The organism is Rothia sp. HMSC066G02, assembly GCF_001813145.1.
Taxonomy (GTDB): Bacteria; Actinomycetota; Actinomycetes; order Actinomycetales; family Micrococcaceae; genus Rothia.
The window spans coordinates 150941-167737 of the sequence record NZ_KV811593.1; the positions used below are offsets into that span (position 1 = coordinate 150941).

Consider the following 16797-nt stretch of genomic DNA (forward strand, 5'->3'; position numbering starts at 1 on the left):
GCTTTTCGAAACACATGTGGCTTCTCAGCTATTGGATTCTTCTCTGTGGTTGGTTAGTCTTCCGGTTTCTAACCAGCCCCCCCTATTCACACTTCACACCGATACGAGGAATGTATTTCCATGACTTCCGTTTTTCTTACCCGCCGCGCGATGTTGAGCGGCGGCGCACTTGTGGGCCTTGGCGCCCTGCTTGCGGCGTGTGGCCAGCAGGCAAATAACGAGGGGGCAGCCACCGCCTCTGCCGCGCCGAGCGAGACCGCTTCGGCGTCTGCAGTGGCATCTGAGTCTGCATCTGCTTCGGTCTCAACCACCCCGAAGCCTGTTGTGACTCGTGGATATTCTGGCGGCTCGAAAGCACCCGACGGCGAGTACCGCAAAGCTGATGCATACGGTATAGCTCAGAACGTCCCTCTCCCCAAGGCTAAGCCGCAACAGTACCCTGAAACCTTTGCTGGTCTTCGTGAGATGATGACCGATTGGGTCAGAGCCCGTAACTACGGTATTCAGACCGGTGACATGCAGTATGTATGGCCCTCTATGCTGGATACCTACGAGAAGGATATTAAGTTCCTCAAGGATATCGAAGGCCTTTATCAGCGCGGAGGCTGAGGTGGTGCGCTCCCCGGGCCGGGTCTGTATTCCTACTTTCTAGTTTACCAAATAAGACTATAATAAGGAGTGTTTATTCTCGGAGGTTTTTATGTCATTTCTATCAAAAAATTGGGCAGGACTGTCAGTCTGTCTGATCATTTCTATCATCTCTTGGGTTTTAGGAGGATTTCTGCCTGTTGTGGGAGCACCTGTTTTCGCCATTTTTATCGGAATGATTCTCCATCCCTTTCTCACTTCCTATACACAACTGGATGCCGGTTTGACTTATAGCTCCAAAAAATTGCTTCAGTATGCTGTTATTTTGCTTGGGTTTGGACTCAGTATCTCACAAGTTTTCGCAGTTGGAAAATCTTCCCTTCCTGTCATCATTTCGACCATTTCTATCGCTTTAATTATTGCTTTCTTTTTCCAACGCTTTTTTAATCTGGATACAAAGCTTGCTACCTTGGTCGGTGTAGGTTCTTCTATCTGTGGCGGTTCTGCCATTGCAGCGACTGCTCCTGTTATTCACGCCAAGGAAAAAGAAGTGGCCCAAGCCATTTCTGTTATCTTTTTCTTCAATGTCTTGGCAGCTCTTATCTTTCCAACTCTAGGTTCTTGGCTCCATCTTTCCAACGAAGGTTTTGCTCTCTTTGCGGGGACTGCGGTCAACGATACTTCCTCTGTGACAGCTACTGCTAGTGCCTGGGATAGTCTTTACAATGCAAACACTCTTGAGCCTGCAACTATTGTCAAGCTGACACGTACTCTAGCTATTATCCCTATCGTTCTCTTCCTCTCCTATTGGCAAAGCCGTCAACAAGGCAACAACCAAGGAGTGAAGCTTAAAAAAATCTTCCCCGTTTTCATTCTCTACTTTATCCTAGCTTCTCTGCTAACTACTCTTCTCACATCTTTCGGTGTCAGCAATAGCTTCTTTTCACCTCTCAAACAACTCTCCATATTCCTCATCATCATGGCTATGAGTGCTATTGGTCTCAAAACCAACCTCATTGCTATGATCAAATCCAGTGGAAAATCCATTTTTCTTGGAGCCCTTTGCTGGATTGCTATCATCTTGACTAGTCTTGGCATGCAATTACTCATCGGTATTTACTAAGAAAAAAGGGAGCCTAAAGGCCACCTCAGAACGTAGACAAATCAGATGGATTTTGGACTGTCGTTGGCTCGCTTTCTCAAGAGCAGCTGAAGGAAAAAGGGCTACTGAAATAACCCCATAACCATTGAGAAGCCACATGTGTTTCGAGAAGCCACCATTATTGTGGCTTCTCGAAACACATGTGGCTTCTCGGCGCATGGGTATCAGCGCATAGGTATCCGCGCATGGTGACTTCCGTAAAATGGTGTCTATGGCTAAGAAAACTAAAGGTAAGAAGAGCGGCGCAGCAACCGCCGCCGTAGCACTGCTGACCGAGACGAACACCCCCTTCCAGATGCGCGAATACGAGCACGTTGAGGGCGTCACCTCCTTCGGGGAAGAAGCCGCGAAGAACCTCGGTGCTTCCGAGGAGCAGGTGTTCAAGACCCTGCTGATTGTGCACGAGAAGGATTTCGCCGTCGCAATCGTGCCGGTCTCTGGCAAGCTGAACATTAAGGCTGCCGCCGCTGCCCTCGGCTGGAAGAACGCCTCCATGTGCGACCCGAAGGTCGCCGAACGCCGCACCGGCTACGTGGTGGGCGGTATTTCTCCGCTGGGTCAGAAGACCCCCTCCCCCACCCTCCTGGACGAAAGCGCCCAGCTCTTCGATACCATCATGGTGTCCGGAGGCAAGCGTGGACTGGACGTCGAGCTCGCCCCCGACGACCTGCTGAAGCTCACCAACGGAAAGTACGCTGACATCCGCGCTTAGTCCGCGCTCAGCGGGAATAATCCGCCCGGCCGCGGCGTTACATATGCCGTAGGAGCCTGGGCATGAGAGCAAACTGAAGGAGTCATGATGGGCAATTCGCTACCCGGCGTGGGTGCTATCGCCAAGAACTGGCGTGAAGTGCTCAAGCCTGAAGAGTACGCTGTTCTGCGTGAGGGCGGCACCGAGCGCGCGTTCACGGGCGAGTACTGGAACACCCACACGGAGGGTGTGTATTCTTGCCGTGCCTGCGGTACGGAGCTGTTCCGTTCCAATCAGAAGTTCGATTCGCATTGTGGTTGGCCGTCGTTTTTCGCGCCGCTGGCTGAGGACCGTGTGCGTTACCTGGAGGACACGACGTTCGGTATGCGCCGTGTGGAGGTGCGTTGCGCCGCCTGCGATTCGCACCTGGGTCACGTGTTTGAGGGTGAGGGCTACCCGACTCCCACGGATTTGCGGTATTGCATTAATTCGGTGTGTCTGACGCTGGCCCCGGCTGGTGAAGCCGCGCCTGATAAAGCACAGCCTGGTGATACTCCGGTTGACGAGGCGGAATCCGCCGAATAAACCCCGGCGATACCCCCCCCCCAGCAGGCACGCAGGTGAACCCCTTATTGTGAGTCTCTCTAAATTCGAGGCTTTAAGCTCGGGCGGGTAGAATGGCGTAGTGCCTTCGCGGGCACGTCACCCCGCCCGGGCTCATGTTTGCTCGGGCGTACGCCTACCCGGGCATCTGGCGCATCGTATGGGCGCGTCGAACCAGACAGAGGAAAAGGATTGAGTGCATGAGTACCGCAGCTGAACAGAATGCCGCAGGCACCCCTCAGCTGACCCTTAACGGTATCGAAGTTCCGGACGTTGTTCCTCTGGAGACCCCTTCCGCACCGATTCCGACTCTCATCACCACTGAGAGCGGTCTGCGTCGTGCCGCTGAGCAGTTGGCGGCGGCGTCCGGCCCGGTGGCTGTTGATACGGAGCGTGCCCAGGGCATCCGCTACGGTTCGCGTGCTTTTTTGGTGCAGCTTAAGCGTGAAGATCAGCTGTACCTGATTGACCCTGAGGCGTTTAAGGATTTGCGCATTATTAACGATGCTCTGGCGGATGCTGAGTGGGTTATTCACGCCGCAATTCAGGACTTCCCGAGCCTGGATATGCTCGGTATGCGCCCGAACCGTCTGTTTGATACGGAGCTTGGTGCGCGTCTTGCCGGTCTGGAGCGCGTGAACCTGGGTGCGACCGTTGAGGAGCTTCTCGGCTATAAGCTGGCGAAGAAGCACTCGAAGGAAGACTGGTCGCGCCGCCCCCTGCCGGAATCCTGGTTGAACTATGCTCTGCTGGACGTTGACGTGCTCATTGATTTGCGTGATGCGTTGGAGGATTTGCTCCGCCAGCAGGGTAAGCTGCAGTACGCTCTGGAGGAGTTTGAGTACCTGTGCAAGACCCCGGTGAAGGATCCGACGGATCAGCCGGAGCGTTGGCGTAAGACGAAGGGCCGCACGATGTTGCGTTCGGTCAAGCAGCTGACGGCGTTGCGTAACCTGTGGCTTGAGCGTGACTCGCTGGCGCGTAAGAAGGACGTAGACGCGAAGCGCCTGCTGCCCGATTCTGCGATTGTGGAGGCGGCACGCACCATGCCGCGTAACGTTCCCGCTATTATGGCGATCCCTGGTTTTCAGACGCGTGGTTTGCGTCGTGAGGGACCGCGTTGGGTGCGTGCTATTGCTGCGGCGGCACGCGGTGAGAACGCTGTACCGTTCACTTTGCCGTCGACTGCCCCGCCGCCGTTGAAGGCGTGGGAGTCTAAGCGCCCCGAGAACTTGGCGTTGTTCACCGAGGTTCGTCAGGCAATTGATGAGCTCTCTGAGGAGCTGACCATTCCGGCGCAGAACCTGATCACGACCGATTATGTTCGCCGCCTCTGCTGGGAGCCGCCGGCTCGTTTTGACGAGCAGACCCTGCGGGATGCACTCGCCGAGTACGGTGCGCGTTCGTGGCAGACGGGTCTGGTTGCCCCCGTGATTGCGCCGATTTTTGCCCGCCACTTGGGGTAGATTTCTCTAACGCTGAATAGATGTGTGTGCCGGTTGGGTGTGTTGCTGATGCGACCACCCGACCGGCATTTTTGTGCCTCGGGAGTGTGCCTCAGGATTTTGTCTCGGGAGCAAACGTGAACCAAGCTTAGCCTGCTCTCATTCGATTTTTATCCCAAACCGGCATAGGGTGGAGAGAGTACACGAAAGGAACCACCATGCCCGCGCCCAACGGATGCTGCCGCTCTCAGAAGGCATGCGCCTCCCCCGCTGCATCTGCCGCAGTTGAATCTAATGCCGTCGACACCGCAGTCGATACCGCAGCAACTGAATCTTCTGCGCGCGTCTTTTCCCGCCGCGCAACCCTCATCACCGGTGCCGTCGCATCCGGTGCGTTGCTCGCCTCCTGCGCTGAAGGTGACTCCAACGTTACCGCACCCGAAGGCACCGTTGAGGTGGGTTCCGCCTCGGCAGTGGGTGTGGGCAAGGCGGCACGCCTGACCCACGGCTCCACGACCGTTATCGTCTCCCAGCCGTCCGCGGGTGAGTACAAGGCGTTCAGCACCGTGTGCACCCACCAGGGCTGCCAGGTGCAGGTGCAGGATTCCAACCGCATCGTGTGTCCCTGCCACGGCTCCGAGTACGCCGTAGCTGACGGCTCGGTAGTGCACGGCCCTGCGGAGGCGCCTCTGACCAGCTACCCAGTGCAGGTGAAGGGCGGCAAGATTTTCGTCAGCGGCACTACTAACAATTCCTAAAACCACTACTTCTCATGCTCATAAGCTCAGGCGCTGGCCGATAGCGCCCCGTACAGTGGATACAGCATAGTGCATACGGCAAAGCCCCGCCCATCACAATCGATGGGCGGGGCGTTAATGTCTATACTGTGTCCGTCGCTAAGCGCCTGCTATTGCGGCGCGCTACTAAGAGAAGCTCAGGCGGCACTCAGGTACGACCGTTAGCGGGTGTGGCGCGGCTTCTGACCCTCTTCACGAGCGAACGGAACCTTATCGCCAGCCAGTTGCGCACGCAAATCCGCGATAATGGTTTCGGCGGTCAGGCCGACCTCCTCCAGAATCTGCTCGCGAGAAGCATGCGGAATGAACTCCGCCGGAAGACCCAGCTCGCTCAGCGCGGTATCCACGCCAGCCGCACGCATTTCCTGGCGGATGCGCGAACCCACACCACCGGAACGCACGCCGTCCTCAATGGTCACCACAATGCGGTGATCACGAGCCAGCTCAACGACCGAAGACGGCACCGGCATCACCCAGCGCGGGTCAACCACGGTGGACTGGATGCCCTCGGCGGCAAGCACCTTGGAGGCTTCCAGAGCCACGCGAGCCATAGCGCCCACGGCAACGAACAGCACGTCACGCTGACCGGTTTCCGGGTGGGGTTCACCGGTGCGTGCCAGCACGTCCACGCCGTCGCTGCGGCGCTCCAGGGCGGGAATGTCCTCGCCCACGGAGCCCTTCGGGTAGCGAATCACGGTCGGTGCATCGTTAATAGCTACAGCCTCACGCAGCTCTTCGCGTAGGGTCGCGCCATCACGCGGAGCCGCCAGGTGCAGGCCCGGAATGAACTGCAGCATCGCCAAATCCCACATGCCGTGGTGGCTTGCACCGTCCGGGCCGGTAATGCCGGAGCGGTCCAGCACAACGGTCACGCCCGCCTTGTGCAGGGCAACGTCCATGAGCAACTGGTCAAAGCCGCGGTTCAGGAAGGTTGCGTAGAGGGCAACCACCGGGTGCATGCCGCCGTACGCCAGGCCGGCGCTCATCGCCACGGCGTGCTGCTCAGCGATACCTACGTCAATAACGCGCTCGGGGTGGCGCTTCTGAAATTCGCGCAGACCCACGGGAATGAGCATCGCGCCGGTAATACCGACGACGTTCTCCTGCTCATCCGCAATATCTGCAATTTCGCTGCCAAAGACACCGGTCCACGACTCGGAGGTGCTGGTCGAAACATCCTCACCGGTCAGCGGGTCAATCTGGCCCACCGCGTGGAACTGGTCGTCCTCATTCGCGCGGGCGGGCGCGTAGCCGTGGCCCTTCTCGGTAATGGCGTGCACAATCACCGGGCCGGCATAGTTCTTCGCCGCGGTCAGTGCGTTCTCCACAGCCTGCTGGTCGTGGCCGTCAATCGGGCCCACGTACTTCATGCCCAGGTCTTCAAAAATGCCCTTGGGTACGACGACGTCCTTAATGCCCGCCTTCATGCCGTGCAGGCCGCGGTACACCATCTGACCGACGGGGCCGCCACGCTGCAGACCGATGCGCACCGCATCCAGTGTGTGGTCGTAGCGGTGATCGAGGCGCACGCGATCCACCTGCTGCTGCACACCGTGCTTCAGCTCAGACAGCTGGTTCGCAAAACCGCCAATGGTCGGCGCGTAGGAGCGGCCGTTATCGTTGACCACAATCACGACCTTGCGGGTGCGGTCGGCAGCAATATTGTTCACAGCCTCCCACGCCATGCCGCCGGTCAGCGCGCCGTCACCAATGAGAACCACGGTGTAGCGGTCATCTTCACCGTTGAGCTTGTGCGCGCGAGAAATACCGTCAGCCCACGAAATCGAGCTAGAGGCGTGCGAAGAAGCAATAATGTCGTGCTCAGACTCGCCACGATCCGGGTAGCCGGACAGGCCGCCCTTCTGACGCAGCGTCTTAAACGCGTGACGACCAGTCACCAGCTTATGCACATAGGACTGGTGGCCGGTGTCGAAAAGAATGTTGTCCTTGGGAGATTCGAAGACACGGTGAATGCCGAGGGTCAGCTCCACAACGCCCAGGTTCGGACCCAGGTGACCGCCGGTCGCCGACACATTCGTCACGATGAACTGGCGAATTTCCTTAGAGAGCTCCTCCAGCTGCTCGTAGCTGAGGTTCTGCAGGTCCGCCGGGGACTGAATACCCGGGAGCAACTTGGCAGTGGCACCATTACCAATGCTGTAGTCGGCGGTGGGTGCGCCACCGGCGGCGCTATTCGGGGTCTCCTCCTGCGGCAATGCGTTTTCAGCGGACATACACCCACACTCCTCAAGGTCGGGGCACGGCTCATTCCGTGCGTTGGTTCTTCAATGATTCTACCGTTTAAGGTGCCAAAAAGCAGATTTATGCGCCCGCAGAGCAAGACGCACCGGGTTGAGCGAAAACGGCCTGAAATAACCCCTAGTGGGCAGGCTGGTGAACAGCCCAACCCGCCCAACACTGCGATTATTTGCTTCTTTGTTACAGCTACTAGCTGCGCGCTACTTGGTGCGGCGGCGGCGCGGACGAGGCTTCGCCGGGGCACGCTCAAACAGCGCCACCGACTCCACGTGATGCGTATTCGGGTACATATCGAACGCCCGAAGCTGCACCATGTCCCAACCCAGCTCACGCAAAATACCGGTGTCACGACCCAGGGATGCCGGATCGCACGCCACGTACAGAATACGCTTGGGGTCCAGCGCATCCAGGCGTTCCAGGGTGGTTCGGTTCGCGCCCTCACGGGACGGGTCAAGGACCACCGCATCAATAGCGGGGATTTCACCAAACTCAAGGGCGGTCTTCAGATCCACCAGGTGGCGCGCCACGTCACCGCGAATCACCTCAATACGGGTGTCCGCCGAGTTCTCGGTGCGGGAGCAACCATCCGGCGCGAAGTTCGAACGGGCATCCTTATGGGTCACCGGGGAACCCTCAATGCTGACCACGGTACCCGTAGCACCCACTGCATCCGCGAGCGCGGCGGTGAATAGGCCCGCGCCAGCGTACAGGTCGAGGGCGCATTCGCCTTCCTGCGGGCGGAGCATGGTGAGCATGGTACCGACCATGGTGGAGGGGGCGGCGCGGTGAATCTGCCAGAAGCCGCCGGCGGACACCTGGTAGCTGAAGCGGCGGGAGCCGAAGGTGACTTCTTCGGTGACGGAACGCAGGCCCGCGCCGAGCAGCTGGTCGCCTTCGGGTACGCGGCGGTAGGGGCTGTGGGAGGAGCCGGGGCGGCGGCGCTTGGGCTTGCCGTTGGAGGTGGACTGCGGGGTGAAGAACAGTGAAATCTTGCGCTTGGCGAGCAGTCCCCAGGCGTCGGATGCCTGCTGTTCGATGTCTTTGGCGACCTCTTCGATGGAGAAGCGGGGGTCGACGATGAACTGCAGCAGGACCCTGCCGCGGGAGGAGACGGTCGCCTCGACTTCGCGCACGCCGCGCAGGTTCAGCTGTTCAAGCTGCAGGTTGCGCAGTTCGGGGGCAGCGAGGGGAAAGTCGATGACAGGTACGGGTTGGGAGGCGCGGTACGGGTGCATGCCGACGCGCCAGGTGACGGCGGGGTTCTTCTTGCCGCTGTTCTGCTCGCCGTTCTTCTCTTCGCTATCGTGCGCGCGGACCTTGGTCACGGTGTAGCGCACGCGGGTACGCCAGGACAGGCCCTCGTTGTTATCGCGCAGGGGCAGCTCTTCAACCATGAGGTTGGTCAGCAGGGGCGATTCGAGGGGCAGACCGCCCAGTCGGTTGATTTGGGTGCGGACGATATCAGTCTTGTAGCGTCGCTGCTCATCCAGGTTGATGTGGCCGTACTCCATGCCGCCGAGCAGTTCGGGTACGCCGGTGGCGGCGGCGCGTTCCTCTTCGGTGGCGAGCGCATCCGCCTGGATCCAGGGGTGGGGGCGGCGTGCCAGGGAGGGTACGGGTACGGAGATAACGTCCGCGAAGTAGAAGCGGCGCTTGGGGCCAATCGCGGTGATGCGCACTTCAGCCTGTTCGCCGACGATGCCGTGACGCACAAAGATGACGCCCTGTTCGGTGCGCGCTACGAAGGCGCCGCCGTGCGCGGGAGCCTCACAGGTGACGGTGAGGGTCTGCCCGACGCTGTATCCGTCTACGTTGTTGGAGGCGGCAGGCGTGGTAGCAGTGTGGGTCACAGCATTGTCTCCTAAAGAATCACTTAATGTGAACTATTTTACACCGGTTTGTACCTTCACTCCGATTCCGACGCCCCACAGGGGGCACCAAATAGGTTGCAAAAGGCAAAGTCCAGGCGCTATGTGGGGGTGCTCAAGCACATCACAGGCCAATGACCGGGCTGGGCAATTAATGTGGGCGCAGGGCAATTATGCTGAGCGCCGGGCAAACGTTACGGCTAGCGCTTCTTCTCGCGCGCTACAGCATCCGCCTCGTGCAGGCGACCGCGGTACACCGCGTGGCGGTTACTCTGGATTAGCTCGCGGCCACCACCGGCAGAACGGGTCACGTTCGGGGCGACTGCCGCCGTAGAACCGTCAGCCTCCGCGGTCGAATCGTTGGCAGTTTCTTTACCCTGCAGGCGCTGATCAAAAATCTCATCATACACCTCATCCTCGTGCATCGCCCAGGGCACGGTTGCCGTCATAACGCCTGGCTCATGCAGAAGCGCCTGCTTGAGGCGGCGCACCGTGCGGCGGTGCAGAAGACGCTGCCACCAGTGCTCCACCACGAATTCCGGCAGGTAGACCACCAAAATATCGCGCGGTGACTTCTTGCGGCGGCGGCGAATATACGAGACGACAGCATCCACCGTGTCACGGTACGGCGAGTCAATGACCGACAGCGGCACCGGAATACCCAGGGCGTACCAGCGCTTCTTCACGACCTCCAGGGCGGCCCGGTCGTTGTTGACCGTCAGCGCCTCAATCGTGGAGGGGCGACCGGCGCGCGCATAGGAGAGGGCACGAACCGCCGGGCGGAGCACACGCTCCACGTATACGATGGCGTGCACACGCGAAGGCAGGGCCGCCACATCCGCAACGGATTCGGCGTTCAGGGGGACGTCCAGGGCGGCATCCACCGCATCGTAGTGGCGGCGAGTCACAACCATACCTCCAACCATCAGGGCAATCATTCCAAGGGAGAGCCACGCACCGGCGGCGAACTTCGTCACCACGACGATGACCAGCACCGCGGCGGTTACGACCACGCCCACCGCAGAGACAGCGATATCACGTAGCAGGGCGCGACGCGGCATCTGTGCGAGAGTAATACGCAGCAGGCGCATGCGGTAGCGCACCACCGCCAGCTGCACCAGCACCATGGACAGGCACATGCCCACGATGTACAGCTGAATCAGCGAGTACACGTCCGAGCCGAAAACGGTGGTGAGGAAAATTGAGAATGCCGACAGCGCCAGCACACCGTTCGCATACAGGCCGCGTGATTCCATGCTGCGGAAGAACACCGGCAGGTACTGGTAATCAGCCAGCGACGAGGCAATCACCGGGAAGCCGGTAAACGCAGTCAGCGAGGCAATAATCAGCACGCCCACCGTGGCAAACACCAGCAGCTGCGCGAAGAACGGAACACCCTGATAAATCGCCAAAGCCACCTGGTACAGCGCCGGCTTCTGGTGGAAGTACTCCCCCGGCGCGTGCCCGTCAATGAACAAGAAACGGGTCGTATCGTGCACCATGTGCACGCGGGTTGCCGCCGCAAAACCGAGCAGGCTCACCAGCAGGACCGAGGTAATCAGGCCCATCATCATCATGGTGACCGCCGCGTTATATTTCTTCGGACGGCGGAAATACTTCACCGAATTAGAGATCGTAGAAACACCCGAGAACGCCACCACACCGGCGGAGAACGAACGCGCCAGAAGCAGCACCAGCGCCAAGCCTTCCAGGGCATGATCGTGGTATTCGGGGGCAATCACGTAGGTCGCCGACTCAGCCAGCGGCAGGGTACCCGTCGCGGCACGAATCCAACCCACAATGAGGGTCGCTCCCAACAGTGCCAAGAAAACATACAGCGGCCAGTACGCAATCTTGCCCAGCAACTGCACGCCACGTAGCGCAAACAGCGTCAGCGCGACAATGAGTAGCACAGCAATGTGCGTGCGCCAATCCTGAATCTGCGGATACAACGCCACCAAAAACGAGGACGCCGAAGACATCGACACCGCCACTGTGAGCATATAGTCCATCAGCGACGAAGCGCCCATCACAATCGACGGCAGCGCACCCAGTTTGCGGTGCACCAGCTGAATATCGCCCTCAGAAGCAATCTGATTAATGTTGTACCGGTACGTGCCAATCACCAGCAGACCCACCATCGCCACCCCCAAACCAATCCAGGGCGAAAAAGCGAGCGCAGAGGCACCCGCGGCGGCAAGGGTCAAAATCATCTGGTCGGCGGCGTAGGCGACCGAAGAGATGCCGTCGGCACCGAAAAGAGGCAGGGCGTAGCGCTTCGGCAGATTGACAGCCGAAAGATTTCGCGTGCTGACCGGCCTGCCGGTCAGGGCGATGCGCATCTTATCCCAACGATTCCTCACGCTGTTAAGGCTATAGGTCGCGGCTTCAAAGCTCAATTTTATTCAGCCGAATAGTGGGCATGGCGAGCGGAATATCACGGAGCATCGGCGCGGAGGCTCACCCGCCCATTACACTGGTAGAGGTAGGCGGTAACGCCTTATCGACACAAAACATCAACACATTCGGAGGGTTGTATGCCTCACTTCGTCATTATGGGTGCCGGGCGCGTGGGCGTCATGTTGGCGCGCACTCTGGAAGCTTCGGGGCATACGGTCGCCGTCATTGACCAGGACGAACGTGCTTTCCAGCCGCTGCGTAAGGGCTTTGAGGGCCGTCTGGTGACCGGTGTTGGCTTCGATGAGGACACCCTCAAGCGTGCCGGTATCACCGAGGCGTACGCTTTTGCCGCCGTCTCTTCGGGCGATAACTCGAATATTATTGCCGCCCGTGTGGCACGCGAAATGTTCAAGGTGAAGAACGTTGTGGCGCGTGTGTACGACCCGAACCGCGCCGAGTTCTTCCAGCGCATGGGCATTCCCACGGTCGCTTCGGTGCGCTGGTCCACCGACCAGGTGCTACGCCGTCTGCTGCCCGAGCAGGCGCTCAAGGGTGATTTCCGTGAACCCTCGGGCCGCCTCATGCTCACCGAAATTCCACTCGACGACGGTTGGGCAGGCCACGCGCTGACCAGTATCGAAAGTGCCGCCGGGGTGCGCATCGCCTACATCACCCGATTCGGTGAGGGCATGCTCCCCCGCCCCGATAGCGCCTATCAGCAGGGCGATAGCGTGCACGTCATGATGCGCACCGACGACGTTGCGGACGTAACCCGCATCCTCTCCCGCCCGCCGCGCATTGAAGACGAAGAAACAGAAGCTGAGGGGGACTACGCCCCCGCCTCGGGCCACAGAAAGCGCCCTAAGCGTCCCCACGCACCGAAGAAACCCGCCGAATCCGGCGTGACGATCACCCCCAAGCAGGAGCACAACGAAACCCCCGTTGTCGAGCACGAATTCCATCTCGGTGACACTCCCCCGGATCTGCCTGATCCTCTCGAACTCATCGGCCGCCATCGTGACTCCTCGAAAGGTGAGAAGTAAGTGAAGGTCCTCATTGTTGGTGCCGGTTCCGTGGGCGCCTCTATCGCTAAAGAGCTCATGATGAACGGCCACGACGTGACCATCATCGATTCCAAACCGGAAGTTAAGAAGCGCGCCGATCTGCCCGGTGTGCGCTGGCATATTGGTGACGCCTGCGAACTGTCCGTACTGCGCCAGGTGCACCCGAACAAGGCGGATGTGGTCGTTGCCGCAACCGGTGACGATAAGGCAAACCTGATGGTCTCCCTGCTGGTTCGCAGTGAGTTTGGTGTGCCGCGTACCGTGGCGCGCGTGAACAACCCGCGTAACGAATGGCTCTTCGACGACTCCTGGGGTGTGGATGTTGCGGTGTCCACCCCGCGCCTAATGACCGCCCTCGTCGAGGAAGCCGTGGAAGTCGGCGACGTGGTGCGCCTGCTGACCCTGCAGGCTGGCGGCGCGACCCTCGCCGAGTACACCGTGCCGGATGACCACCCCGTCATCGGTTACCGTGTGGATCACGTGCAGTGGCCCGTCGATACGGTGCTCACCGCAATCCTGCGTGACGGCGCGCCAATCCCGCCCAGTGCCGATGTGGCGATTGAGGGCGGCGACGAGCTGTTCTTCATCACGACCATTGCCGGTGAGGACCAGATCCGCGCGCTGTTCGCGTAAGCGTTTATACGTAAGTTTTTGGGTAGGCGAAAGCCCCGGTTACGGGTACCGGGGCTTTCGCGTACTTCTATGAAGTTCTTCTACGTATGAAGTTGTGGGGTTAGCGGCTTTCTGAACCGTCAGCTTCGGTAGCGACAGATACGTCAGATTCTTCAGCATCTTCAGATTCCTCGCTCACCAGCGCCTCCTCCGGTGCCGACACACGCCACGCCAGCCACACGCCCAAAGCGTACAGCGGCAGACCCATCACCAAACGGGTAGCGCCCAGCGCCTCCACATTATTCGCAAAATACAGGGGCACCTGCACGGCAAGGCGCAGCATCATCAGCACGGTAATAATCCAGGTGGCCAGCATGTACTGGCGCAGACGCACCGGGTTCTGACGCCAGCTCAACGCCTCGCCACGAATGACCGCGAAAATCAGACCCATCAGCGGCCATCGCACCAGCATCGACAGCAGATACGCCAGAATGTACACGCCGTTCGTCCAGAAACCGACCACAAAGTAGTCACTCGCGTTACCGGTACGGTACGCCGCAAACGCACAGATTGCCACGCCCACCAGACCGGTCAGCGCGCTCACCAGCTTAGAGCCCTGCACCAGACGAATCAGCGTGAACACGCCCGCCGCAGCCAGCGCCGCAATCAGGGACAGGTTCAGTTCCTTCGTCACGGTGAACAGCACCAGGAACGCCACCGCGGGCAGGGAGGATTCCACCAGGCCGCGCCAGCCGCCGATAGCGTGCAGAATATCCACATCGCCGTTGGCGGTGCGGCGCATATTCGCGCCCATGGAGGCGCTCAGGCTCTGCGCAAACTGGTTCCCCTCCCGCGCAGGGTCAGTTGCGGGGTTAGCGTTCGGGTCGGGCTGGGTCGAAGACTGCTCAGCGCTCATATTTTCCCTTCTCAGCAAAGAATTGCGGCACAATCTCATAGCGCGGGTTGTAAATCACCGGCTGATGCGCCCTCACCGACACCACGCCGGAACAGCGCAACAGCGCACCGGCAAGCACGCCGGGCACCATCCGCTGCCCCTGCCACTTCAGCAGAATCCGGTCCCCCGGGTTGAACGGCGCATACGGTGGGAAAGACACCTCGTGAGGCTCCTGCACCGCCACAGTCGCCAAAGATGCCGTGTTCAAATGGTGCTGCTTCTCGGGGTCCTCGGATTCCTCCTCGAAGTCCTCACCGGGCGGCTCCACAATCGGCATACCAATCAGCGCCAGCGGGCTCGACCACTGCAGGGGCTTCGACTTAGCCACCACCAGCTCGGCACGGTACATCGGCTTATCCTGCAGCGCAGGCAGCCATACCTGCTCCACGCGTCCGGCAAGGCGTACGCGAAAGCGCTCGGGGTACCCGGGAGCAAGAATCTGCTCCTCTGGAACCGCGAGCGCACTCGGGTAGTTCGAAAACTCAGGCATTAGCCAATCTCGGTAATCTCAGGGCCGCGGCGAGGCATCGGGCGCAGCTTGCTGTGCTCGTTCTCGGTTTCTTCCTCCACGGCGGGCTCTTCCTCAGCCACAACCAGGTCGGCAGGCAGAGTCATGGGCAGCAGCTCGCGCGGCGGGCGCGGGTCGTCGCCACGGTCCACCACGACGGTGCGGAAGACTTCCTCCACGGAGGCGGCAGCCTTATCGTCACCGAGCACAGCCGCGCCGGAGATGACGCCGCGCAGGAACCAGCGGGGGCCGTCCACACCCACGAAGCGGGCGATGCGCTCGCCGGGCTGACCGTCCGGGGTGAAGGCGGGCAGGCGGGTCAGCATTTCGGCACCGAATACGCCGGCGTAGATTTCGACGTTGCCGCCCTGGGAGGCGACGGACTCGGTCAGGTCGTGACGGATGTCGTCCCAGATGCCGGTGGTGCGCGGTGCGGCGAATGCCTGCACCTGCAGGGTTGCGCCGTCGCGGGTGATGGTTGCGGCGATGACGGCGCCGGTTGCGTCGTCGGTTTCGAGGCGCAGGTTCATGCCGTCGAGCAGCTTGATACGCAGTGCACCCAGGTCGACGTAGTCTTCGAGGTCTTCGGCGGTGACTTCTTCAATGTCGTGCGGGCCGTTGACGCGGTCGTACTTGATAACCTCGGGAGAGTTCTCCTCTTCCTTCAGCTCCTCAACCTCGACGTTGGTCTCCTCATTCTCTTCGGCGACAGCCTTGTCGATGGCGGCCTTTTCAGCCTCCTCGGCGTGCTTCTTCTTACCAAATCCGAACATGGTATTCCTACTTTCACCGCACGCAGGGTGCGGGGGTTTCTTCTCTTCTCTCGTGCGACAATCGCGGTGAGAGCAGACTAGTGGATTCCGCTGGAGCCGAAGCCGCTGGAGCCGCGTTCGGTCTGTTCCAGTTCATCCACCACGGTAAAGGTTGCGTGCTCGTACTTCTGAATGACCAGCTGAGCGATGCGGTCGCCGCGCTGCACGTGGAAGGACTTGGTCTTGTCAGTGTTGAGCAGGGTGACCATCAGCTCGCCGCGGTAGCCGGAATCAACGGTGCCGGGTGCGTTAACAATGGTGATACCGTTCTTGGTTGCCAGGCCGGAGCGCGGGTGCACCAGACCAACGTAACCTTCAGGCAGGGCAATTGCCACGCCGGTGGGGACGAGGGCGCGTTCGCCCGGTTCCAGCTCGAAGTCGATGCGGGAGCGCAGGTCAGCGCCGGCGTCGCCGGGCTTTGCGTAAGCGGGTGCGGGCAGCTCGGGGTCGAGCAGCTTAATGTGGACGTTTACGGGGTTCATCATGGTCATTACTCTAACCTTTCGCGGGGGTCTGTGCCATCACCTCGCGCTGTGTTGAGACTCTACTGCGGGGTGTTTTCGTTGCACGTTCGCGTTCAGCGCGTGCGGCGGTGTGCCGTGTTGGGTGCGACGCGGCGCTGTTCTTGCGTGCGAGGCTTTCACATACTCAACGGGGCGGGTGCACTCGGCACTCGCCCCGTCATGAGGTGTATGTCGGGTGGGTGTTAGCCCTTCCCTAAAGTTTTAGCCCTCGCACTCGATGCAGTAGGACAGGCCGCCCTCTTCGCGTGCAATCTGCGAGCGGTGGCGCACCAGGAAGCAGGATGCGCAGGTGAATTCGTCGTCCTGAGCGGGCAGAACAACAACGTTCAGCTCCTCGTTGGAGAGGTCAGCACCGGGCAGCTCGAAGCTTTCTGCTGCGCTGTTTTCGTCTTCGTCCACCGCACCGGACTGCATCTCGGAACGGCGGGCGTTCAGCTCCTCGTAGGACTCTTCGTTCTGCTCTTCGTCCTGCTTGCGAGGTGCATCGTAATCAGTTGCCAAACTTTCAC

General features: G+C 60.1%; 15 protein-coding genes and 1 pseudogene. 8 read left to right on the top strand and 8 right to left on the bottom strand.

Features of this window, described 5'->3' with window-relative positions:
- Positions 1 to 120: 120 nt before the first annotated feature.
- The 6 genes from HMPREF2894_RS05075 to HMPREF2894_RS05100 all read left to right on the top strand — a co-directional run bounded on the left by HMPREF2894_RS05075 (position 121) and on the right by HMPREF2894_RS05100 (position 5247).
- Positions 121 to 609: a DUF6318 family protein gene (locus HMPREF2894_RS05075; protein ID WP_070678092.1), complete on the top strand. Its 489-nt coding sequence runs from the start codon at positions 121 to 123 to the stop codon at positions 607 to 609.
- A 91-nt stretch (positions 610 to 700) separates the two neighbouring features.
- Complete coding sequence (locus tag HMPREF2894_RS05080; protein ID WP_049340581.1) at positions 701 to 1711, top strand: YeiH family protein; 1011 nt, start codon at positions 701 to 703, stop codon at positions 1709 to 1711.
- A gap of 250 nt (positions 1712 to 1961) precedes the next feature.
- A complete protein-coding gene (gene ybaK / locus HMPREF2894_RS05085; protein ID WP_070616652.1) occupies positions 1962 to 2462 on the top strand; it encodes a Cys-tRNA(Pro) deacylase in 501 nt (166 codons plus the stop codon).
- An 87-nt stretch (positions 2463 to 2549) separates the two neighbouring features.
- Positions 2550 to 3026, top strand: coding sequence for a peptide-methionine (R)-S-oxide reductase MsrB (msrB, locus tag HMPREF2894_RS05090; protein WP_070616480.1), 477 nt, complete (start codon positions 2550 to 2552; stop codon positions 3024 to 3026).
- Between the two features lie 218 nt (positions 3027 to 3244).
- Positions 3245 to 4510 carry an HRDC domain-containing protein gene (locus HMPREF2894_RS05095; RefSeq protein WP_049352948.1) on the top strand — a complete coding sequence of 422 codons (1266 nt, stop codon included), beginning with the start codon at positions 3245 to 3247 and terminating at the stop codon, positions 4508 to 4510.
- 197 nt (positions 4511 to 4707) lie between these two features.
- Positions 4708 to 5247: a Rieske (2Fe-2S) protein gene (locus tag HMPREF2894_RS05100; protein ID WP_049358781.1), complete on the top strand. Its 540-nt coding sequence runs from the start codon at positions 4708 to 4710 to the stop codon at positions 5245 to 5247.
- 200 nt (positions 5248 to 5447) lie between these two features.
- Here the strand turns inward: HMPREF2894_RS05100 and dxs are convergent, their stop codons facing one another.
- From dxs to HMPREF2894_RS05115, 3 genes are all read right to left on the bottom strand, one after another.
- Complete coding sequence (dxs, locus tag HMPREF2894_RS05105) at positions 5448 to 7520, bottom strand: 1-deoxy-D-xylulose-5-phosphate synthase (RefSeq protein ID WP_083309908.1); 2073 nt, start codon at positions 7518 to 7520, stop codon at positions 5448 to 5450.
- 225 nt (positions 7521 to 7745) lie between these two features.
- Entirely contained in the window at positions 7746 to 9395 is a 1650-nt protein-coding gene (locus HMPREF2894_RS05110; RefSeq protein WP_070678094.1) for a class I SAM-dependent RNA methyltransferase, read from the bottom strand.
- Between the two features lie 218 nt (positions 9396 to 9613).
- Positions 9614 to 11755 carry an APC family permease gene (locus HMPREF2894_RS05115; protein WP_070678096.1) on the bottom strand — a complete coding sequence of 714 codons (2142 nt, stop codon included), beginning with the start codon at positions 11753 to 11755 and terminating at the stop codon, positions 9614 to 9616.
- Positions 11756 to 11950: 195 nt separating this feature from the next.
- On the opposite strand from HMPREF2894_RS05115, the pseudogene HMPREF2894_RS05120 reads away from it, so the two are divergent.
- Together HMPREF2894_RS05120 and HMPREF2894_RS05125 are read left to right on the top strand one after the other, a co-directional pair.
- Positions 11951 to 12634 (top strand): annotated as a pseudogene (locus HMPREF2894_RS05120) (TrkA family potassium uptake protein); the annotation flags it as partial.
- Between the two features lie 222 nt (positions 12635 to 12856).
- Positions 12857 to 13510: a potassium channel family protein gene (locus HMPREF2894_RS05125; RefSeq protein ID WP_005506372.1), complete on the top strand. Its 654-nt coding sequence runs from the start codon at positions 12857 to 12859 to the stop codon at positions 13508 to 13510.
- Positions 13511 to 13610: 100 nt separating this feature from the next.
- On the opposite strand, the gene HMPREF2894_RS05130 is transcribed toward HMPREF2894_RS05125, so the two are convergent.
- The 5 genes from HMPREF2894_RS05130 to HMPREF2894_RS05150 all read right to left on the bottom strand — a co-directional run bounded on the left by HMPREF2894_RS05130 (position 13611) and on the right by HMPREF2894_RS05150 (position 16789).
- Positions 13611 to 14405: a DUF3159 domain-containing protein gene (locus tag HMPREF2894_RS05130; protein WP_070593495.1), complete on the bottom strand. Its 795-nt coding sequence runs from the start codon at positions 14403 to 14405 to the stop codon at positions 13611 to 13613.
- Positions 14395 to 14934 (bottom strand): asparaginase, encoded by a 540-nt coding sequence (locus tag HMPREF2894_RS05135; protein ID WP_070678100.1) that lies wholly within the window; start codon positions 14932 to 14934, stop codon positions 14395 to 14397. The genes HMPREF2894_RS05130 and HMPREF2894_RS05135 overlap by 11 nt, the downstream gene beginning before the upstream one ends.
- Entirely contained in the window at positions 14934 to 15725 is a 792-nt protein-coding gene (locus HMPREF2894_RS05140; RefSeq protein WP_070678102.1) for a DUF3710 domain-containing protein, read from the bottom strand. Before HMPREF2894_RS05140 ends, HMPREF2894_RS05135 begins: the two co-directional genes overlap by 1 nt.
- 77 nt (positions 15726 to 15802) lie before the next feature.
- Entirely contained in the window at positions 15803 to 16255 is a 453-nt protein-coding gene (gene dut / locus HMPREF2894_RS05145; RefSeq protein WP_070678104.1) for a dUTP diphosphatase, read from the bottom strand.
- A gap of 234 nt (positions 16256 to 16489) precedes the next feature.
- Positions 16490 to 16789, bottom strand: coding sequence for a DUF4193 domain-containing protein (locus tag HMPREF2894_RS05150; protein WP_005506382.1), 300 nt, complete (start codon positions 16787 to 16789; stop codon positions 16490 to 16492).
- Between the last annotated feature and the right edge of the window lie 8 nt (positions 16790 to 16797).